General features: G+C 45.9%; 16 protein-coding genes. 5 read left to right on the forward strand and 11 right to left on the reverse strand.

The features are described from left to right. Positions 1-100: 100 nt before the first annotated feature. The 3 genes from AC6RV6_RS26215 to AC6RV6_RS26225 all read left to right on the forward strand — a co-directional run bounded on the left by AC6RV6_RS26215 (position 101) and on the right by AC6RV6_RS26225 (position 3,556). Positions 101-1,450 carry a proton extrusion protein PcxA gene (locus AC6RV6_RS26215; protein ID WP_500243842.1) on the forward strand — a complete coding sequence of 450 codons (1,350 nt, stop codon included), beginning with the start codon at positions 101-103 and terminating at the stop codon, positions 1,448-1,450. A 223-nt stretch (positions 1,451-1,673) separates the two neighbouring features. After that, positions 1,674-3,173, forward strand: a complete 1,500-nt coding sequence (locus tag AC6RV6_RS26220; protein WP_500243843.1) for a hydroxysqualene dehydroxylase — start codon at positions 1,674-1,676, stop codon at positions 3,171-3,173. A gap of 62 nt (positions 3,174-3,235) precedes the next feature. After that, the gene (locus AC6RV6_RS26225; protein WP_500243844.1) at positions 3,236-3,556 is read left to right on the forward strand and encodes a hypothetical protein; all 321 of its coding nucleotides are present in this window, start codon (positions 3,236-3,238) and stop codon (positions 3,554-3,556) included. 29 nt (positions 3,557-3,585) lie between these two features. Here the strand turns inward: AC6RV6_RS26225 and aroH are convergent, their stop codons facing one another. The 8 genes from aroH to AC6RV6_RS26265 form a co-directional block, all read right to left on the reverse strand. Next, positions 3,586-3,969, reverse strand: coding sequence for a chorismate mutase (gene aroH / locus AC6RV6_RS26230; RefSeq protein WP_500243845.1), 384 nt, complete (start codon positions 3,967-3,969; stop codon positions 3,586-3,588). 69 nt (positions 3,970-4,038) lie between these two features. Next, positions 4,039-4,866 (reverse strand): signal peptide peptidase SppA, encoded by an 828-nt coding sequence (gene sppA, locus AC6RV6_RS26235; RefSeq protein WP_500243846.1) that lies wholly within the window; start codon positions 4,864-4,866, stop codon positions 4,039-4,041. Between the two features lie 12 nt (positions 4,867-4,878). Then, complete coding sequence (locus tag AC6RV6_RS26240) at positions 4,879-5,085, reverse strand: hypothetical protein (protein ID WP_500243874.1); 207 nt, start codon at positions 5,083-5,085, stop codon at positions 4,879-4,881. Continuing rightward, entirely contained in the window at positions 5,051-6,175 is a 1,125-nt protein-coding gene (locus tag AC6RV6_RS26245) for a trans-sulfuration enzyme family protein (RefSeq protein ID WP_500243847.1), read from the reverse strand. The genes AC6RV6_RS26240 and AC6RV6_RS26245 overlap by 35 nt, the downstream gene beginning before the upstream one ends. 95 nt (positions 6,176-6,270) lie before the next feature. Next, positions 6,271-9,258, reverse strand: coding sequence for a methyl-accepting chemotaxis protein (locus tag AC6RV6_RS26250; RefSeq protein ID WP_500243848.1), 2,988 nt, complete (start codon positions 9,256-9,258; stop codon positions 6,271-6,273). Between the two features lie 75 nt (positions 9,259-9,333). Next, positions 9,334-9,864: a chemotaxis protein CheW gene (locus AC6RV6_RS26255; RefSeq protein WP_500243849.1), complete on the reverse strand. Its 531-nt coding sequence runs from the start codon at positions 9,862-9,864 to the stop codon at positions 9,334-9,336. A 76-nt stretch (positions 9,865-9,940) separates the two neighbouring features. Next, the gene (locus AC6RV6_RS26260) at positions 9,941-10,312 is read right to left on the reverse strand and encodes a response regulator transcription factor (protein WP_500243850.1); all 372 of its coding nucleotides are present in this window, start codon (positions 10,310-10,312) and stop codon (positions 9,941-9,943) included. 89 nt (positions 10,313-10,401) lie between these two features. Then, a complete protein-coding gene (locus AC6RV6_RS26265; protein WP_500243851.1) occupies positions 10,402-11,685 on the reverse strand; it encodes a response regulator in 1,284 nt (427 codons plus the stop codon). Between the two features lie 429 nt (positions 11,686-12,114). Here AC6RV6_RS26265 and hmpF point away from each other — a divergent pair, with 429 nt between their 5' ends. Then, positions 12,115-13,887: a pilus motility taxis protein HmpF gene (gene hmpF, locus AC6RV6_RS26270; protein WP_500243852.1), complete on the forward strand. Its 1,773-nt coding sequence runs from the start codon at positions 12,115-12,117 to the stop codon at positions 13,885-13,887. 38 nt (positions 13,888-13,925) lie between these two features. On the opposite strand, the gene AC6RV6_RS26275 is transcribed toward hmpF, so the two are convergent. The 3 genes from AC6RV6_RS26275 to AC6RV6_RS26285 all read right to left on the reverse strand — a co-directional run bounded on the left by AC6RV6_RS26275 (position 13,926) and on the right by AC6RV6_RS26285 (position 16,286). Continuing rightward, the gene (locus tag AC6RV6_RS26275; RefSeq protein ID WP_500243853.1) at positions 13,926-14,774 is read right to left on the reverse strand and encodes a class I SAM-dependent methyltransferase; all 849 of its coding nucleotides are present in this window, start codon (positions 14,772-14,774) and stop codon (positions 13,926-13,928) included. A gap of 94 nt (positions 14,775-14,868) precedes the next feature. Beyond that, positions 14,869-15,102 (reverse strand): hypothetical protein, encoded by a 234-nt coding sequence (locus AC6RV6_RS26280; RefSeq protein WP_500243854.1) that lies wholly within the window; start codon positions 15,100-15,102, stop codon positions 14,869-14,871. Between the two features lie 110 nt (positions 15,103-15,212). Then, positions 15,213-16,286, reverse strand: a complete 1,074-nt coding sequence (locus tag AC6RV6_RS26285) for a putative bifunctional diguanylate cyclase/phosphodiesterase (protein WP_500243855.1) — start codon at positions 16,284-16,286, stop codon at positions 15,213-15,215. A 372-nt stretch (positions 16,287-16,658) separates the two neighbouring features. Here AC6RV6_RS26285 and AC6RV6_RS26290 point away from each other — a divergent pair, with 372 nt between their 5' ends. Further along, positions 16,659-20,711 carry a PAS domain S-box protein gene (locus AC6RV6_RS26290; protein ID WP_500243856.1) on the forward strand — a complete coding sequence of 1,351 codons (4,053 nt, stop codon included), beginning with the start codon at positions 16,659-16,661 and terminating at the stop codon, positions 20,709-20,711. The last annotated feature ends 119 nt before the right edge of the window (positions 20,712-20,830 follow it).

Genomic DNA, 20,830 nt, shown 5'->3' on the forward strand with positions numbered 1-20,830 from the left:
GTTCGTTACTGGACTACTTCCGAATCCCCGTCTCTTTAGAGCGGGGAGGGTCAAATTGATTCATCTTGTCTATCCCTCTGAGAAGAGAAATTGAAACGGAATGAGATTCAAAAATATCGTCCGCAAGGCTAAGCGATGGTACTATGGTACTCCAGAACGCGCTCTTGATGAAGCCTATCGTGCGGCATTGAAAATTCAAGCCCTGGAAAATGACCATTTTCACGGGCAAAAGGTCTCTGCGGAAACTTGCGATCGCAGCGATCGGGTATTGGAGTTATTTGAAGCGGAAGTTAAAAAATATTTGAAAAAAGCCAAGATTCGCTTGGCGGAATTTAACGCGACGCGAGAATGGTTGAGCGATCCCGATGAACCCAAACCATCTTATTACGATCTTGCCTCTACGGAACCGACGGCAATTATTCTCGAAAAACTCGATTTTATTGATAAAGTTATTTCTAAATATGAAGCCTCCAAGCAGGTTTCTCTCGAAAAATTATCGGTTTCTTTAGTGGCAGCAAAAGACAGAAAACAACTTGCGCCCAATAATTCTGATTCTCGCAGTCTGACAAAGAAAAAATTTGAGAGCGAACAGTTAATTGCCGCCATCAATATTGATAATAAACCCAATTTGGAAAGCGCCGTAGATAAACGAGGGGCCGTGCCGCGATCGATTTTGAGCACTTTTAATCGAATTAAACGTGAAATCGGTCCGAACTCAGAAGAATCAGAAGAAGAAGTTGTCGATAAATTTCGTCAATCTCGCAATCGAACTTCCCTTTCTATTAAATTTTTACTGCTTTTAATTATTATACCATTATTAACGCATCAACTCACAAAAACTTTTATTTTTAAGCCTGCGATCGCACAGAATTTTTTTCACCAAGAAAATGAAATTATTTTTCTAAATAAAGACTTACAAGACGAGGCATTTAGAGAATTAGAAGATTACGAACGAACCTTAAAATTTAGTCGTTTTTTACAATTAACGCCAAAATTAAACCCAGAAGAAATTGACCGAGAATTAAATGAAAAAGTTGAAGAACTGGCAGATAAATATCGCGATCGCGGTGCGGATGCGGTGGCTAATATTTTCTCCGATCTCGCTTCTTTAATTGCTTTTGGTTGGGTGATTTTTATCAGCCGCGAGGAAGTTAAAATTCTCAAAGATTTTATCGACGAATTAATCTACGGTTTGAGTGACTCTGCCAAAGCATTTTTAATTATTCTTTTTACCGATATGTTCGTGGGATTTCACTCTCCTCACGGCTGGGAAGTTATTTTATCGGGAATCACGCGACATTTTGGCTTACCGGAAAGTCATGATTTTAACTTTCTCTTTATTGCGACTTTTCCCGTGATTCTAGATACGGTTTTAAAATATTGGATCTTCCGTTATTTAAACCGAATTTCACCTTCTGCCGTCGCGACTTATAAAACCATGAATGAATAATGTTTAATTTTAACTTGACTTGTTGACCTTGACAATGATATTCTAATAGAATGAAAATCCGTGCGTTCCTGCAAACTCTATTTCCAATCAAAAGAGTTGCAAAAAATTATACCAGCGAGAGAAGAATAAATATGCTCAGTACAAGTTTCTCAGAAGCGATCGATAATCAATAACCAATAATCAATAATCAATAATCAATAACTAATAACCTCTAAAACAAAAAATGTCAGCAGGAAAACGAGTCATTATCGTCGGTGCGGGTTGGGCTGGACTCGGGGCAGCTTATCATCTTGTCCGAGAAAATTATGATGTCACTCTTCTTGAAGCCAGCCCCTATCCGGGGGGCTTAGTTGCGGGTTGGAAAACAATAGGAGGACGTTCCGTAGAAGGAGGGGTTCACGGATTTTGGTATCCTTATCAAAACATTTTTAATCTGGTTAAAAAACTCGGTCTTTCTCCCTTCACTCCTTTTACTAGATCCTCGCAATATTCTCCCCAAGGACTCGAAGTAGAATCACCGCTTTTTCAAAACGAATATCGCCTTCCAGCCCCTTTAGGAACATTCTTTCATACTCGTTTTAAGCGCTTGCCTTTAAGCGATCGCCTTTCTGCTTTGCCATTACTATATGCAGTCATCGACTTCGATAATTCTCACGATGCTTGGCAGCGTTACGATAAAGTGACAGCACGGGAATTATTCCGACAATTTGGCGTAACATCTCGACTGTACCGCGATGCCTTTGAACCCATGTTATTAGTCGGGCTATTTGCCCCCGGGGAACAATGTAGTGCTGCGGCAGCTTTAGGGATGCTCTATTATTTTATTCTCGCCCATCAACCGGATTTTGACGTAGTTTGGTGTCGGGGAACCGTCGGAGAAAAAATCTTTCGACCTTGGGTGGAAAATATCAGCAAACAAGGTGGTAAAGTTCTTGTTAATAAACGCGTTACTGACATACTTTTAAATCGAGAAGGTAAAGCAAAAGGGGTAACTTGTGGCATAGAAGTATTGGAAGCCGATGCCGTTATTTTTGCAGTCAGCGTTACCGGGATGAAAAAAATAGTTTCAGGCAGTGCAACATTAAGCCAATATCCCGAATTTCGCAATCTGGCTAATTTAGGAGGAATTGATGTTTTATCCACCCGTTTGTGGTTCGATCGCAAAATTGATATTCCCCTTCCTTCTAATGCTTGTTTTGGCTTCGATCGCGCTGTCGGTTGGACATTTTTTGACTTGAATACCCTCCACGACGAGTATAAAAATGAACCCGGAAGCGTTATCGCTGCCGACTTTTACCACGCCAATCAATTATTAACCATGAGCGATCGCGAAATTGTCGCTAAAATTCAGCAAGATTTAAGTATTTGCGTCCCTGCATTTAAAGCCGCAAAAATTCTTCACAGTACCGTCATTCGCGTGCGTCAGGGAGTGACTCATTTTGCCCCTGGAAGCTATCAATATTTTCTCCCAACCCAAAGCCCCATTGATAATGTATTCTTAAGTGGGGATTGGATTAAAACCCATCACGGTTCTTGGTCGCAAGAAAAAGCCTACGTTACAGGATTAGAAGCAGCAAATCGAGTCATCGAACGATTTAAAATGGGAGAAAAAGCCACAATTATCCCCAGAGAAGAAGACGAACCTCAAATTAAAATCGCCAGATTGGTTAATCAAAATATACGAGAATTGGGCAAACAAATTTTACCCAATTTTTGGTTATGATTTTTAGTTGTCTTCCCTCGACATAACGGGCATAATAGAGAAAATTTTTCAGGGAAAGCGTAATGCCAGAAGAACCCAAAACCGCTCAAAGCTCCTTCTCAGATGCTCCAATTGTCACCAGTCGCGTATCTGAGCCGAATAAAATCGAATCTAACAAAACCGAATCTCATCAATCCGATCGCGTTGCTGAATTTGAAAAGATCAGTCGTATCATTGCGCCTTATTTTACCGTTCTGGTCGGGCTGTATTTATATAAAAGTAATTTTTGGATCGGGTTTTTATTTATTGGTTTAGGAATGTTCGCATTACTCAAAATATCGATCGCTGATATCAAAAAAGCGATCGCAGGGATTAAATCTTTTTTGGGTTTACAAGAAGATTAATTCTAAGGAACAGGGAATCGAGTGTTTTCCTAAACTAATTCTGCTAAATTCCAATCGGGACGCAGATTTTTAGCTTTTCCCAAATAAACGTGAATCATCTCGTTTTGGAGTTGAGGAGTATTGACATGAATAAGAACCCGAATACAGTGTTCTAAACTGCCTTTAACCTGCATTTGTTGGACATCGAGGAGAGCAACGTTATCCCATTTGGGGCGATCGCGGGCGATCGCAGCAGGAAAAATCGCATCGAGATCGTGAGTTGCGGTAAATGTAGCACTCACAATCTCCTCTGGATCTAATTGATTGTGTCTTTCAATTTCCTCAATTAATTCCGTCACTGCAACACGAATAGCTTGGATACTATTCTCCGTCACTGTCGTTGCGCCGCGAATTGCCCGCACTTTCCATTCCACCACCATTTCCTCCTTGATTGAAATTGATAATTGATATAAGTTCTGAGAAACAACAAAAAGAAACTACGATTAGGGTCGGTATAACCATAATGGTTGCCCTTCCGTTACCATTTCAAATTCTAGCCAATCCAAGGCCATTGCCAAACGCGATCGCTTAGCATGGGTACGCCCGGATAAAACCCGCGTCAGTAACGATTTTTTCTCTTCAATCTCATGACATTTGGTTTTTTCAGGATCTAACTTGACTAATTCGCAAGTCCAGCGTCGAGCATCTTCTTCAGTTCCCAAACGATCCACCATGCCTAATTCTAGAGCTTGCTGCCCCGTAAAAATGCGCCCATCGGCAAAATTTCGTACGGCTTCAACGTCTAAATTTCGTCCTTCAGCAACCGTGGCGACAAATTGTCCGTAACTGGTGTCGATCAACTCTTGTAAAATGCCTTTTTCTTCTGGAGTCGATTCGCGATCGAATGCGAGAATATCTTTATAGGGACCCGATTTAAAAGTTTTAAAAGAAACGCCGATTTTATCTAATAAACGTTCGAGATTATTGCCGCGCAGAATCACGCCGATACTGCCCGTAATCGTCCCCGGATTGGCGACAATGTTATCAGCACCCACCCCCACGTAAACTCCTCCCGACGCGGATATATTGCCATAACTGGCGACGACTTTAACGCCTTTTTCTCGGATTCGCTTCAAACCGTCATAAATTTCTTGCGAGTCTCCCACCGTCCCCCCCGGGGAATCGATACGTAATAAGATTGCAGGATACTTATCCTCTTCAACAGTTTGTAACGCCTTGAGAACTCGTTTGCGCGTTTCTGTAGCGATCGCGCCAGTAATTTCAATGCGGGCAATTTGTTTGCGCTTGTTCGGTTTAAACGGCCAGATCATAAGGCTAATTTGTCACTTTCCTAGGTTTCGATTATCCCCAAAGGGGGCGAGTTTCTGGATGAAATCTCCAGCAACGCTTAACTTAGTATAAACGCTGAAGGAATTCCCTTGGCTTGACTTTGCCGATCGCGATCGCGCCATCTCTACTATTGTCCCTGTTTTTTCACTTTTGAGAGATTTTCTGTCACAACGATCGCAAAGCGCGATCGCAGTCGGCAATTAAATCGCCGATATTTTCCAATCCGACGGATAATCGCAATAAACTCTCTGGAGTACGAGTATGTTTCCCTTCCACGGAAGCGCGATGTTCGATTAAACTTTCCACCCCTCCCAAACTAGTCGCTTGAGTGAAAAGTTCGACGCGAGCGGCCATTGCCAGAGCTTGTTCTTTCCCTCCTTTGAGTTCGAGCGAAAGCATGCCCCCAAAATCTGACATTTGTCGAGCCGCGATCGCATGGCCGGAATGGCTGGATAAGCCGGGATAATGCACGCGAGCGATCGCAGGATGTCGCTCTAACCAAACGGCTAATTGAGCAGCATTTTCACAATGTCCTTTCATGCGATAGGGTAAAGTGGCAATGCCTCGCAAAATTAACCAACAATCAAAAGGAGAGGCGACCGCCCCACCGATATGCTGAATGTGGCGAATTTTCTCAAAAAACTCAGACTCTTGATTGCCGATAACCGCACCCCCCAAAACATCGCTGTGTCCCCCTAAATACTTGGTCGTCGAATGCACAATGAGATCGCATCCTAATGAAAAAGGTTGTTGTAATACTGGGGTTGCCCAAGTATTATCGCAGGCACATAAAGCCCCCACATGATGGGCGATCGCAGCCACTTCGCCGATATCCGTCATCTTCAACATCGGATTAGAGGGAGTTTCCAACCAAATCAACCGCGTATCGGGGGTGACGGCGGCTTTGACTTCGGCCAAATTCGTCATATCGACAAAAGTCACTTTTAACCCCCAAGGCTGCATTAGCGATCGCAATAATGCCCCCGTCCCAGAATAAGCATCTTGGGGAGCAACAACGCGATCGCCGGGGTTCAAAGACTGAAAAACACTCAAAGTTGCTGCCGATCCCGAGGCAAACACCGCCGCAACTTCTCCCTCCTCCAAAGCACGCAGACATTCTTCTAACATGACTTGATTGGGATTGCGATCGCGAATGTAGCTATAACCGCGAGGGTAACTCCCATCCGCCTCGCGTTCAAAGGTTGTAGAGAGGTAAAGAGGAGAGACAAGAGATCCTGTTGTAGGGTCTGGGTGTCGTCCGGCGTGAATTGCGCGAGTTTCAATTTCCATCTTTACTTTTTTTTCAACGTTTCCTTATCTTAAGAATTGGGATGTAATGTTCACTAGATTACGAAAGTTTTTAATAACGAATAATCAACACCTCATTAAACCTCTTCTGTATCGTCAACCCGGAATCGTTCCACCGAAGCCAACAAATCTCGCGCAATTCCGACCAGATTTTGCAGGGAAGAAGCCACCTTTTGCGATTCTTGTGAGGTTTCCTGCGCCGTCAATTCCACCGACTGCATAACCTGTGCCACCGCGAGGGTACTTTCTGTTTGTTCTACTGTATCCGCCGTAATCGATCGCACCAAAGCATCAATTCGATTGGATACTTGAATGATATCTTCTAGCGATCGCTTCGCCTGTTCCGCTCGTTTCGTCCCGTCAATGACCTGTTGCGTCCCTTCTTCCATCGCCTGCATCACCAAACTCGTCTCACTCTGAATCTGCAAAACGATTTGTTCAATATCTTTCAACGCCTTCGCAGAGCGATCGGCCAACTGTCGGACTTCATCCGCAACGATCGCGAAACCCCGTCCCGCTTCCCCCGCCCGCGCCGCCTCAATCGAAGCATTCAACGCCAACAAATTCGTTCTCGAAGCAATTTGAGAAATGACCGCCACAATCTTAGAAATCTCCTGAGAAGACTCTGCCAACCGTTTCACCTTCCGTGTCGTTTCCGCCACCGTTTCCCGAATCTGTAAAATCCCCGACACCGCGTGTTCTACCGAATCTCCTCCTTTCACCGCCACCGCCGCCGCCGAACGCGCCACCTCTTCCGCTTCTCGCGCATTTTCCGCAACCCGGCGAATAGAATCCGTCATCATCTGAACCGAATTCAGCGTTACCGCCAACTCTTCTGCCTGTCGCAATGCGTCGCTTTGCAGACCCCGCGCAAATTGTTCGTTATCCCCAGAACTTTTATTCACCTCTCGCGCCGCCGTTTTTACCTGTTGGACAATTTCCCGCAAGTTTTGAATGGTTAAGTTAAACGCATCCGCAACCGCCCCTAAAACGTCCGCCGTCACCTCTGCCCGTACCGTCAAATCCCCTCGCGCGGCCCCTTCCACATCGTCCAGCAGGCGAATGACCTGACGTTGCAGATCTTCCTTTTGTTGTTCCGTTTCTTCTGCCCGTCGCTGTGCTTCGCTGGTGGTAGTTAGGATCACTCGCGCCATTTCATTAAAACCCGAGGCTAACTGTCCGAACTCATCCTCTGCATAAACCGTCGCCTTGGCATTAAAATCCCCCTGAGAAACTGCATCAAAACGAGATTGCAAATCTTGAGTTGATTGTTGGACCTGATCCACCGTCATGCGTCCGAAGAACCAAATCGTTCCCCCGGCGGCTCCCCCCGCCACCAAACCCATAAACGCATTCCAGAGCCTCACATAAGGGACAACCTCAGCTTTTTTCTCAGCCGGAGTATTGATAAAACTCAAAAAAGAAATCAAACCGACTGCGAGAGTCGCAGATGCTCCCGCCGCGATCGCCATAAACTGCTGTTTCTTCAGCAAAGGAAAATTGGTAAACCAAGCCAAGCGCCCCTGTTCGATTTCTACATGGGTTTCCATGACGCGATCGGGGGTCTTGGTAAAATTCGCAGGGGCGTTATCGGGAGAAACTTTTAAGCCAAAAATTCCTGTATCTCCAGCTTCGGCGGCGGCAACACCTCCCATCGTCGCCTCCCCTAATGCCGCACTATTATCAGCAAATGCCAAACTGGGATCGTCATCAAAACTAGAATCATCAAAACCGATCGCCGAATCTGGACTCTCTGCGGGCATTCCCCCCGTATCAAAACTCGGCAAGTCATCATTGAAAACATCAAACTCTTCTAAAAATCCCCCAGATTCGTCAAATCCCCCCACATCATTGCCGAGATCCGTCGCTTCACCGCCGATATCTCCAAAATTGGTATCTTCAGCAAAGGCTGGGTCTTCCACCGCAAAAGATTCATCCTCATAATCCCCGGCAAAATTATTCTCTTCTGGATAACTGTTATCGTCATAATCGCCATTCTCAAAATTGTTATCGAGATTATTGTCAAACTCATCAAAAGCAAAACTATCTCGATCGCTGGGGGGACTGGTAAAAGAAATCGTTTCTAAATCATCATCGAGTCCGTAGGCTTCCTCATCATAAGAGTCTGCGATCGCGTCCTCTGACGACAGTCCCTCTGCAAAATCGTCTGGGGCCAAAGAATTGTCAAATTCTCCCGAACTCATCAAGAGCGTTTCTTGATAATCATCATCAAGGCGAAAATCGTTCTCTTCTTCTAAAGCGGGGCTAAAATCGCCAGTATCGTCTAATAAATCATCTTGGGTATCGAACGGATTGTCCCGTCCGCCCATTTCTGGGGGGATCACAAAAGTTGAATCTCCCGTTTCGGGAATATCGTCTAAATCGGGGGCAAAATCACGATCGTCGCTAAAGTTCTGTCCGTTTAAGGTTGAATCTACCAAGGCCGTCGCCTCTTCTTCAGACTCCCAAGCCGGATTCTCATCACCCAAGGCAAAAGGATCGCGATAGCCCTCTTCTGACGGGAAGTCATCTTCTTCAGCAAAATCCGACATCCCATTGCTGTCATCAAAAGGATTGGCATACGTCCCACCATCTAAAGAAGTTGCTTCGTCACTATTGCCACTCTCAAAGTCGCCACCACCAAAATCAAAATCCGTTAACGCATCCGCATCGTCCAAATTGGGCAAACTATCGTAGTTTGAGAGTCCTTCTAGTTGTTCGTAGCTCTCCCCCGCAGAATTTTCAATCGTATAGTCTTCTACTGTTTCTTCGTTGGGATAATGTCCGCTCAAACCGGCATTCGCATCTTCAATGCCATTGTCGGCGTAGTTGACAAAATCGATGTCATCGGTCAGTCGTTTGACTCGTTCGTATTGGTCGCGGGCGATCTCGTAATCTTGAAGACCGTAACAGTAGATATGCCCGCGCAGGAGTTGAATGGCGGGATCGTCGCGATAGCTTTGGGAAAGGCGATCGATAATTCCCGCCGCTTTTTCGTAATTGCCTTGTAGGTAAGCGCGTTCGGCTTCTCCATATTCTTGTGTATAGTCAGTTTCCTGTGACATTTTGTTAATGGGTAATCGGTAATGGGTAATGGAGACTTGATAACTGATAACTGATAATTGATAACTGATAACTGATTAACTTGCCCAGCGAGCCGATCGCAAAATTTTTCCTTGATCGAGAAGCCGCAGCGTTTGATTGTTTTTGGGATTGAGAACCCATTCTCCGATCACAAACGAGGTCATACTATCAGGAACGTTACTGGAGGGTTGAACTTGCTCGCTATCGAGCCAGTCCATTTCGCCGATGCGATCGATCGCTAAACCCAAAAGCGTATCTTGATCTTCCACGGCAATCACGGGAATGTCTTGGCGTTGGGTATTTAAAGCAACCGGATCCCCGAGAAATTGTCCCAAATCCGCCACCCAAATCACCTGCCCGCGCAAATTTAATGTTCCCAAGAGGAGAGGGGAGGTATTGGGGATGGGGGTAATGCGATCGGGTGGCTGATTCATAACCTCGCGAATGCCCGTAGCCGGAAGCGCGAGTTCGATGCCCGAGGGTAGAAAAAACCGCAAGTGCAACTCACCTTCAGGGGTTTCTAATTTTTCGATGTCGGGAGAAATATCTTCACTATTTTTCCCTAAAAAATTGGTATTGCCAACCATATTTCTGGCTTCCTCGCCCAATTGCAGCAGAATTTTGGCAGATTGCCGGCGATGCCGGGGTCTCTCCGACTCTATTCTATCCTCGCAACAATTGTTTCACCGTCCCAATCAATTCTTTCGGTTGAAATGGCTTAGCGATATACGCATCTGCTCCTTGTCGCATTCCCCAATAGCGATCGAATTCTTCTCCTTTGGAAGAACACATGACCACTGGGACATTTTTGGTTTTCGGATCGGCTTTGAGACGACGACAGAGTTCGTAACCGTTCATTTGCGGCATAACGATATCCAAGACAACGATATCGGGTTCGTACTGATTTTTATTAATTTGGTCGAGGGCTTCGACTCCATTACTGGCAACTTCGACGGTCAAGCCGCTATTTTTGAGCAACTCTGAAATCATTTGTCGTTGAGCCAAGCTGTCTTCTACAACTAAAACTTTACTCATATTTCCTCGTTTCTACTAATTCTTGAGCTTAATTCCTCATCTGGCTATTCAAGTATCTCTTGTTTTTACCGTTCGCGATCGCGAACGGTTCAAACAGCAGGAGATTTTTTCTGGGGGAATTCGCTGTTGGCATCTCCTTCTTCTCGTTCGGTTTCTCGATCTCGGTGGAGAGGAAGGGGATCGAAACCAAGATATTTCTCGATCAGCATTAACAATTCCCCCGCGCCAAAAGGTTTGGTGAGATAGTCCGTCGCTCCCACCAAGCGGGCTTTGACGCGATCGATGAAACCATCTTTTCCCGTCAGCATAATAATGGGGGTTTGACGAAAGCGAGTCGAACTTCTTAGCATGGCACAAATTTCATAACCGTCAAGTTCTGGCATGGCAATATCGCATAAAATTAAGTCGGGTTTGACGCGAAAGACTTCTGCGATCGCCCCCAAGGGATCGGTCATGACAATGGTTTGATAGCCGTGGGATTGCAGCATAAATTCAACACTTTTGCCAATGGTACGATCGTCATCGAGGCAAACGATTGCTGGGAAATCTGGACGAGAATCTCGCCCGAGGCGAGGGGACTCTCGGGGAGGAGTGCGATCGATGAGTTGAATCCAACCTTTCTGCACGTAGGGATAAATCGCGCGAGCGATGATGGCAATATCTCGATTGAGAAAGCGAGAAAGCTGGCGTAAAGAGGTTTTTCCATCCGCCCAGCGATCTAAACTTTTATAAGCATTCTCGGGGAGCGCTGCTTGCAGGGCAATTTTCTCGCTGAGTACGGGGCAGCGATCGGGGGTTTGAATATGAGGATGAAATTGTTTCCACTGTTGGATTTGTTTGACGATTTTGGCGGAGAGAGGAGCGATTTCTATCGTTGTCAATTGAGGGGCAAGGGCTGTTCCGACTTCAAAATTAAAAACTCCCTGATGCAATCCGAACAAATCGAATAAAGTTTCTGCGATCGTGCGATAGACAATGTTTTTTCCTTGAGCGGGGGTAATGGCACGATTTTCCATCAACTGCCACAAATAGGCATATTCGGGAGTCGTTAATTTACCCGCCGGATTGTTGAGGTCGGCGATCGCTTCTTCGGCACGATAATAGCGCAGGTAGTCCCGCAAGCGAGAAAGGCTGCTACTGGCGCGATCGGCAGCATAAGCAATTCGACCATTGACAAAAAAGACAAACCAAAATGGAGAATTGCCGAGAGTGGGTCGAGTTAAATAGCGTCTCGATCTCGGGGTCAAAGAACCATCGAGATTCTCGCGCCTAGGAGAGGGGTAAGTTTCGACAAACAGTTCTCCCGTGCGTTGACCGAGTTCGATCAGTTGCAGGATGCTGCGAATGTCAATTTCATTGAGAGTTCCCTGCATGGTGGGCAAAAACCGCTTTGCTGAGCGGGGATGGAGTTGGCAGTCGATCCACTCGATGCGAAAATTAGATTAAGATGAGCAGTTAGATATTATTGTACGCTTCGACATCAACGCCCAGTCTCTCGAAAAATAATTTTCTTGGCTTGGGAGTCACGCTGTCGTTCGTTCAATCCCGAGTTTTTGCGTTGGGAACAAAAATGTTTCCTAACTGTTTTGGAGAATTGGGCTAAATCCATCTTGGCAACTGAAGTCTTAGCTGGTTAAGCTGGATACTAAAGCCAGAAAAGCGAAAGGGTAAAGTTGAGCGAGTTCTCGGAAAATCCTAAATTTTGGGGACTTGTTGGTCTGGATCGCCGTTCGTCCTATCAAAAAAGACTCCAACAACAGTAAAATTGAACGATTATTCTTAATTTAATTTAGTGGCGCGGGATGCTGTATCTTGCAGAAGTTAAAAAGCAAAAAGGCGGGTTCATGGCTAAAGTCGTGACCGAACTCAAACTCCTTGCCTGTCAGCGCAACGAGCAAAATTGGAGTGCCGTCCCTGGAGAGGAAATCATTTCGGCCGAGGAAGCTGGCGAATTTGAGCATGGCGCTTTGGTTTTAATCAATCTCAGTGGCAATCGACAAGTTCAAGGCACGCCCGAGGCGGCAGGCCCGCAAATCGTTCGGGATTTGCAACGGCTGTCCAAACTCCAAGAAAAGATTAAAACTCAGCAAGAAGAAATTGAGGGCTGGAAGCAATCCTTAACGTTACAAGCTCAAGAACTCAGCAAGCGAGAAATGGAGTTGGATGCTGAGTTGGCTCAACTCGAAGAATTAAGGGACCAAGCAGGAGGACAAGCTAGTTACGAGGGTTCATCGGAGGTTCAAAGCGAAGAGTTAGCGCAAGCGAAGGCAGAAGCCGATCGCGTTCGCAAAGAATTCGAGCGCAAAACCCAAGAGTTAGAGCAGGCTTGGGAGCATTTGCGGGGGGAACAGCGCCGCTTGCAAGAGAGTCAAGACAATTTACCCCAAGGCGCAGGAGGAGTCGGCATTGCACCAGAACAGACGACTCGCATTCAAGAGTTGTTGGATTATCTGGCCACTAATGTTTTGCCGACGGGAGATTTTCAGAATTACGTCCAAGGAGCGGTCACGGTGCTGGAACGCCAGCAGGTGAATGCGGAGGAGCATTGGCAGCAACTGGAGGAACAGCGATCGCAAGCTCAAAAGCAACAGGCTGATATCGATCGCCAAATTCGCGAGCTAGAGGAATTACAACAACAACATCAAGCGATAAAATTAGCCGTAGAGCAGTCTAAGCAAGACTTACAAGCACGAAAACATCGTTTGGAATTGGCAGAAACTTCCCTCGCTCTCCTGAAACAAGATAGGAACGATAAAGAGCAAATTTACCAATCTCTGGCGAGTTTGAGCTTGGGAGAAGCCGTCGAACAAAGTGAGTCATCGGTAGATTTAGCCGCACTTGAAGCCCTGCCTCTCGAAGAATTGCAAACCATTGTGGAGGGGCTGCAAAAAGAATTGGAAAAATTAGAACGGTTTGTCGCCGATCAAGAAGAAGAGTTAAGCCTACAACAAGAGGCTGTGGAAGAGTTGGAGGAAAAATTCAAAAATGCCAGCGTTTATGAAAGCTCAGAACTCGAGCAAGAGTTGGAAGACGAACGAGAACAGAAAAAGCTCCTTGATGAGACTCTTGTGGGTCAGAGGCGCACTTTGGTGGAAAAGCGGACAGTTTTGAGTCAAAATTTGCGCGTTCTGCGTCGCAGACAAGGCATCCCTGAAGATAATGGTGAGGGAGAATCTATCGATCTGGCTCCCGTTTTAACCAGTATCGAGGCTCAACGTCAAGCGATTGAGGCGGAATGCCAAAAGCAGGAAGACGAATTGGAGTCCATTAAAGCGGCGATCGCAGAAACCGAAGAAACTTTAAAAAGCCACAGCGACGAGTGCGAAACCCAATACAATGCCCTGCAATCTCTAGAAAATAGTCTCGAAGAGGGAAAATCTAGCACCTCTTTGCTTTGGGGACGGGTTAATCTCTATGAAGAAATTCTTCCTCCCATGCGCGAGGCTATTGAAGAAATGCAGCAAAAATTAGAGGCGATCGCGCAATTGTCGGCACAATTCCAACAAACGGGAGATTACCAACAAGAAGCACTGGGTAATTTAAAGCAGTCTCTTGGGGAAGTGATTAATCAATGAACAATGAACAATGAGAATTGTTTTGAGCGATCGCACTTCTAACTTGGCTTTCTGGCGATAATATACCATGTGGTTAAATCGTTCCAGATGCCGCGATCGCTGTGTCGGGCTTCGAGTTCTGCCATAAATTCTGCCTCAGCACGTTTTAATTGATTTGAGGACAAAATTGCGAAGGGATCGGTAGATTCACTGAGAAAGAGATGAGGGCGGGTTTCCCACGTCTCTCGTGCTTTGGCTAAACTGATATAGCTTCCATGTTGTTCTGAGGCGATCGCAATATTCGTAAATCCTGCACCAGCAAACAAATTCCGACACATTTCTAGCGTACCGAGACGGTTGCTAAATTCGAGATTTACCTCATATCGGGCAAAAACTTTACGCAATAAAACATTACCGACATAAGCCGTATCCGCAGGGGAATGAATGCCGATCAAACCTCTCGGCTTGAGAAAATTGTACCAGAGGCATAAGGCTGCTTTTTTATCTTCAATCCAAGGAAAAGTATTGGCGCACACAATACGATCGAACGAAGCCCGAGAAAACGTTAATTTTTCGGCATCGGCGAGATAAATCTTAATATTATTTAATCCAAGTCTCGCTATTTTTTCACCTGCTTCAGCCAGCATTTTTGCAGACAGATCGACTCCAATTGCTTGACCTTTAAAACCAATCGTTTTAGCCGCCGCGATCGCGAGATGCCCTGTTCCCGTGCCAATATCTAAAACCTGTTGTCCGAGGTTGATTTGCGATTTCTCCAAAAGGTGCTGACAGATTTGCCGATGCCATTCGCTCGTATCGTAAGTCGAACTTCTGCGATCGTATAAATTGGCAATTCTTGTTTTATATTCATTTAACTCAAGATAATCGCCAAGGAAGTTTGAGTTCATCGAGGGAATTCATAGATAAAAAGAAAGGGCAAAAAATGAGTCGTAGACAGTGAAGAAAGAGATAAAAATAAACGCATTGATGTCGACATCTATTCTAAGTAGCAACGCAATGCGTACCAATTTGTTCCGAACTCAATACTTGAATCCGTCCCATTTTAATCGCGTAGAAAATCCGCTCGCTCATATCGCGATGTTCCGGCACGATCGCGAACTCTTGTCCGACTTGCTGTACGACTCGCAAATCTTTTGTACCCATGACTCCGGACATCATCGTCGCAGAATAAATCTCGTAGAAGGCTTCCATGATTTCAATTTTGCAGTCAAACATAATTTCTCCGCAACCCCAAAGGTTTGATTGAGTTATTCTGTTTAAACTGTAAGCAAAGAATGTGAAAAACTTGTGAAGGCCGTCTCGAAAAAGCAAAACTTTCAAATCTTTTAACATTTGTCATTGTCTTGTAACAAGGCTGTTGCTCCTTCTCCTGCTACAGGACGGGCAAACAAAAAGCCCTGAACCTTGGTACAGCCAATATTTTGAACCTGTTCGAGTTCTTCTCGGGTTTCAATGCCTTCAACAATGGTATCGAGACCCAAACTCTCGGCCAAATAGAGAATACCGCGAATCATTTCCCATTGCTCTCGCGTGACAAAAGCGCGATCGATTTTGAGAACGTCAACAGAGAGTTGCTGCAAGCGAGCGAGAGATGAGTATCCCGTGCCAAAATCATCGAGATAAATGGGAATATTAAGCGCCTTGAGTTCTTGTAGTGCCGCGATCGCGACCGGAGAATTTTCAATAAACATACTCTCCGTAATTTCCACAGTCAACGTCCCGGGAATCACCCCCGAGGCTTGATAAATTTGACGAATACTTTCGACGCAATTGGGATGCAATAACTGTAACGCCGAGAGATTAACACTACAAGTTAAAGGCTTCTGTTGAGGAAAAGCCTGCTGCCACTGGCGCAATTGTTCGCAGGCGCTCTCGAGTACCCACAACCCTAAATCGTGAATCAGAAGTGTTTCTTCTGCAATGGGAATAAACTCTGCCGGAGAGATAAAACCTCGCCCTTGGTGAAACCAACGTAACAAGGCTTCAAAACCCAGAATGCGATCGGAGCGCAAACAAACAATGGGTTGATAAAAGACTTGAAACTCTTTCTTTTCCCAAGCCGCTTGTAAATCTGCTTCCAAGCGCAAGCGGTCTAGGGCTTCCTGAGAGATTAAAGAAGCCGAACCCGCTTCATCTTGCTCAATCGCATTAGTCAAGCGCAACAAGCGCTTTGTATTATTAGCAGCAATTCTGAGGAGTTGCTGACCTTCGCGGGTTTGCAAATCGACTTTACCGCTCAAAAGCAGCCCCAACGCTCCTTGAATCGACGTTAAAGGCGTGCGAAGTTCGTGAGAAATCTCGCCAATGCTCGAGATGGGGTCGGCCTCTCGTTCCTCGATCGCCCTCTTAAATCCGGTTTTGCTGGATGGGTTAAAAGGTTGCTTTTGGTCGGTGTTCATAGGATTCCCGATGGCGTTAGTTGCGATTGATGCACTCAGTTCGATCTTCATGTGGGTTGGCTCGCTCGATTTTAGGTGGCAAAAGAAAGGAAATCAAGTATTTTGCTTTCACCTAAGTCTAAAGAAAAATTGTGAAAAACTCGGGAAGACCCAAAATTTTCTCAGGAAAAAAGGGAAGCATGGAGACTGGAGGGTGCAGGACAGAGAGAACAGATATTCGATTTGTTGCTTCTGACTTCAGGAGACCGATTAAATTATAAGGATAGGGATCTGTAAAAATTATCCATCAGTTCCCAACTCAAAGGGTATCCGCATTGCATTCCGCTCGAGATGCAATACTCGCCCTCAGACAAAACTATCCTTCCAGCCCCTGTGAATTCTAATTTTTCACCCGTCCGCAGTAATATCTTAGTCGTTGACGATACCCCAGCCAATTTGCGGTTGTTAACGGAACTGTTAAGCCAACAGGGATATGATGTGCGCCCTGCACTCAATGGAACGTTGGCTTTAGCTGCTGCAAAAATGATGCCCCCGGACTTAATTTTGCTTGATATTATGATGCCAGATATGGATGGCTATACAGTTTGCGAGCAACTGAAGGCGGACGATCGCACCCGACATATTCCCGTGATTTTCATCAGCGCTTTGGATAATCCCAAAGATAAAGTTAAAGCGTTTAAGGCCGGAGGCATCGATTATATTCCCAAGCCCTTTCAGAAAGAAGAAATCCTCGCCCGGGTGGAAAATCAATTGCGCCTCCTGCGGGCAAATGCGGCTTTGCAAGAAAGTGAAGAACGCTTTCGAGCAATTTTTGCCAACGCAGGGATCGGGATCTGTATTCTGGGCAAAGACGGTCGCATTCTCGAAACCAATCCTGCTTTCGAGACATTTATCGGCTATAACAGCGAACATTTATGCCAGTTAAATTTTGTCGATTTGACCCATCCCGAAGATGGAGAGATCGATCGCGATCGCTTTGCCGCTTTGTGTCTGGGGAAAGGAGAGTCTTATCAAATCGAAAAACGCTATATTCGTTCTGATGGTGGGGTAATTTGGGGGCGCTTAACGGCTTGCGCGGTGAAAAAAGAAGGGGATGTGCAGTTTGCTTTTGGCTTAATTGAAGATATTACCGAACGTCAAGCAGCTTTGCGGGAACGCAAACACGCCGAAGATGCTCTAAAAGCCTCCGAGGCCGAAATGCGAGCAATCTTTGCGGCTATGACCGATACCGTCATCATTCGCGATCGCCAAGGGCGGTGTTTGAAAGTTGCACCCACCAAGACCACCGGAGAGAGCGATCGACCGGAAATGATTCCGGGCAAGACCCTGCGCGAAGTTCTGCCCCAAGAAACCGCCGATCGCTTGCACCAAGCTATCGAACAAACCTTAGAAGGAGAAGAAACCACCAATATCGAATATCAGGTTCGCGCGGGTCAAGAAGAAATTTGGCTTGACGGTCGTCTCTCACCCCTATCTGAAGATACTGTCGTTTGGGTAGCACGGGATATTAGCGAGCGCAAATTGATGGAACAAAAACTGCGAGCCAATGAAGCCGAAATTCGCGGTATTTTTGAAGCCATGACGGAAATTGTTTTGGTGGTGAATAAGGAGCAAGAAAATGTTCAGGTCATGCCCACCAGTTATACTCGTTTGAATAAAAAAGGAAATTTAGCGATCGAAGCTACTTTTGCCAAGTTTTTTGGCGATCGCGCCCAATCCAATTTTTGGCAACCCGTACAACAGGCCATTGCTCAACAGCAAACCGTAATCTTCGAGTACAGTTTGACTGTGAAAGGGCAACAAATTTGGTTTGCCGCTAGCGTTTCCGCTTTATTCGGACAAGCCGCAATTTGGGTGGCGCGAGATATTAGCGATCGCGTTCGCGCGGAACGAGAATTGCAACAACTCAATGATGAATTGGAACACCGCGTTTCTGAACGCACGCAGCAACTGCAAGCAGCCAACACCAGCTTACAAAGCGAAATTAACGATCGCATTCAAGCCGAAGCCAAACTTGCCCAATCCGAAGAACGCTTTCGCTTGGCCGTCGATAATATTCCCGATGTCTTTGCCATTTACGATCGCCACTTGCGCTATCAATTTGCCAATACTCGCGCCCTCGAGGTTTGGGATAAACCCCTCGCAGCAATGCTGGGCAAAACAGATCGCGATTTGTTTCCCCCAGACAGCGTGCAAATTTACCTTCCGCTTTTACAAAATGCCGCTCGCAGTCGCAGCCGTCAAACCCAAGAGTGTAACTTCGCGATCGCTAACGGAGAGGAGCGGACTTTTATCATGAGCTACGTACCGCTTTTGGATGAAGCGGGAGAAATTTACCAAATTTTGGGCATTGCTTATGATATTAGCGATCGCAAGCGATCGGAACGCGCTCTCCAAGAGGCCAAAGAACAATTACAAGCCGTTTTAGATGCAGTCCCCGGTTTTGTCTCTTGGATTGGTTTGAATCAGGAGAATGCCCTTCAGTATTTAGGCGCGAATCGACAATTGGCGCAAGCGTTTCGACTCTCTCCCGCCGCTTTTAACCATCAACCTTTAGGATTTTTTCGCCAAGGAGAAGACTTCGTGCAGTTCGTTGAAGAGTTCTTTCACTCTTCCGAAACGACAATTGCTCAAACCCTCACCCTCGAATGGGAAAGCCAGCAACGAGAATACCTGATTGTGGCGCAGAAATATCAACAAGAGCGAGCGGCCGTTTTCGTTGGCATTGATATCACGGCTCGCGTGGAAGCACAGCAGCAACTACAACGGGCTTATCAACGATCGCAATTGCTTTCGGAGCTCACCCTAAAAATTCGTCAGTCTTTAGATTTGGAGGAGATTTTACAAACGGCAGTTCTTGAAGTCCAACAGCTACTCAATGCCGACCGCGTGTTAGTTTGGCAGTGGCAATCCGGGCGTGAAGGAATCGTCGTTCAAGAAGCAGCTTTCCCAGATCTCCCTCAAGTTCGTGGCTTAAAGGTTTCCCTTCCCGCTCCCGATCGGGTATCGCCCTCAGACATTCAACCCGGTAATTTTTGGACGATTGACGATTTGTCTGTTATGGCAGAAGCGATCGCCGTTCCAGTAGCATTAAGTTTTCGCGCTCAACTCATTGTGCCGATCTTCATTCAAGAACAAACTTGGGGCGCTCTCATCGTTCATCAATGTTACGCCCCTCACTATTGGCAGCCCGATGAAATTGAGTTATTAAGCTCGTTAGCCGACCAAATCGGGATTGCCCTTTCCCAAGCACAACTTCTCGATCGCCTTGAGGAGAGAGTGGCAGAACGGACGGTAGAACTGCAAGCAACCAACCAACGGTTACAGATCGAAATTGCCGAACGCATCAAAGCAGAAAATGCCCTGCGAGAAAGCGAAACGCAATTGCGGCGTACCATCGAGCATAGCGCTTATGGTATTGTCGTCTGCGATCGCGCCGGCAAAATTCGCTTTTTTAATGCCGCCGCGAAACAAATTTTCGGTCGTAATGAACAGCAGTTACTCGGATTTCACCTTGGAATGCCCCTCGCCTCCCAACAAAAATGCGAACTCTCTATTCTCAGACAAGACGGCACCGCTTGTATTGCCGAAATGCGAGCGGGAACCATTACTTGGGAAGGCGATACTTCTGCTTATTTAATTTCCTTAGTGGATATTACTGAGCGCAAAGCTGTCGAACAAATGAAAGATGAATTTATTTCCGTAGCCAGTCATGAATTACGCACTCCACTTACGTCAATTCGCGGATCGTTAGGATTGCTCGCCACGGGTCGTCTCGGTAAATTTGAGGAGCGGGGTCAGCAAATGCTCGATATTGCTATTAATAATACCGATCGCTTGACACGCTTGCTCAATGACATTTTGGATTTAGAACGGATTGAGTCGGGAAAAGTGAAAATTGTCAAGCAGCATTGCGATGGCATTGCCTTAATGGTTCAAGCAGCTGAGGCTATGCAGGTTATGGCAGCAGAGGCGGAGATTGGTTTGTGTTTAAAGTGCGATCGTCGTCCGTTTTGGCTCAAAGATGCGAGTCAAGAAGAGAATCCTTATCTCGAATCACCACCAACCGTTACGATTTGGGCGGATTCCGATCAAATTTTGCAAACTTTGACCAACTTAATCAGTAATGCCATTAAGTTTTCTAGCCCGAGCAGCATGGTCGGGATCGGTATTATTCGACAAACCGAACAAATTTTATTTGAGGTGAAAGATCGCGGCCGGGGCATTCCAGCCGATCAACTCGAAAGTATTTTTGGTCGCTTTCAACAAGTGGATGCTTCAGACTCGCGAGAGAAAGGAGGAACGGGTTTGGGTTTGCCGATATGTCGGGAAATTATCCAGCGACATCAAGGCAACATTTGGGTGGAAAGCACGATTGGAGAAGGGAGTTGCTTTTATTTCACCCTTCCCTTACCAGAGGAATAGTGAAGCCCTACTGACGACAGGCTAACCTTATTATTCGTCATATTCTGTAAAGAAAGTTTGTTAAAATTTGTAACAAAAAGAGGATTCTTCACAGCTTTTTCACATTTAAGTTTTATTTT

It is taken from the genome of Spirulina sp. LEGE 11439, from assembly GCF_059821285.1.

Bases quoted from the DNA above. Each gene is read 5' to 3' on its own strand.
- sppA (WP_500243846.1), bottom strand. From the start codon at position 4,866: ATGATCTGGCCGTTTAAACCGAACAAGCGCAAACAAATTGCCCGCATT.
- AC6RV6_RS26275 (WP_500243853.1), bottom strand. From the start codon at position 14,774: ATGAACTCAAACTTCCTTGGCGATTATCTTGAGTTAAATGAATATAAA.
- AC6RV6_RS26245 (WP_500243847.1), bottom strand. From the start codon at position 6,175: ATGGAAATTGAAACTCGCGCAATTCACGCCGGACGACACCCAGACCCT.
- hmpF (WP_500243852.1), top strand. From the start codon at position 12,115: ATGCTGTATCTTGCAGAAGTTAAAAAGCAAAAAGGCGGGTTCATGGCT.
- AC6RV6_RS26285 (WP_500243855.1), bottom strand. From the start codon at position 16,286: ATGAACACCGACCAAAAGCAACCTTTTAACCCATCCAGCAAAACCGGA.
- AC6RV6_RS26220 (WP_500243843.1), top strand. From the start codon at position 1,674: ATGTCAGCAGGAAAACGAGTCATTATCGTCGGTGCGGGTTGGGCTGGA.
- AC6RV6_RS26255 (WP_500243849.1), bottom strand. From the start codon at position 9,864: ATGGTTGGCAATACCAATTTTTTAGGGAAAAATAGTGAAGATATTTCT.
- AC6RV6_RS26250 (WP_500243848.1), bottom strand. From the start codon at position 9,258: ATGTCACAGGAAACTGACTATACACAAGAATATGGAGAAGCCGAACGC.
- AC6RV6_RS26260 (WP_500243850.1), bottom strand. From the start codon at position 10,312: ATGAGTAAAGTTTTAGTTGTAGAAGACAGCTTGGCTCAACGACAAATG.
- AC6RV6_RS26265 (WP_500243851.1), bottom strand. From the start codon at position 11,685: ATGCAGGGAACTCTCAATGAAATTGACATTCGCAGCATCCTGCAACTG.
- AC6RV6_RS26280 (WP_500243854.1), bottom strand. From the start codon at position 15,102: ATGTTTGACTGCAAAATTGAAATCATGGAAGCCTTCTACGAGATTTAT.
- AC6RV6_RS26215 (WP_500243842.1), top strand. From the start codon at position 101: ATGAGATTCAAAAATATCGTCCGCAAGGCTAAGCGATGGTACTATGGT.
- AC6RV6_RS26225 (WP_500243844.1), top strand. From the start codon at position 3,236: ATGCCAGAAGAACCCAAAACCGCTCAAAGCTCCTTCTCAGATGCTCCA.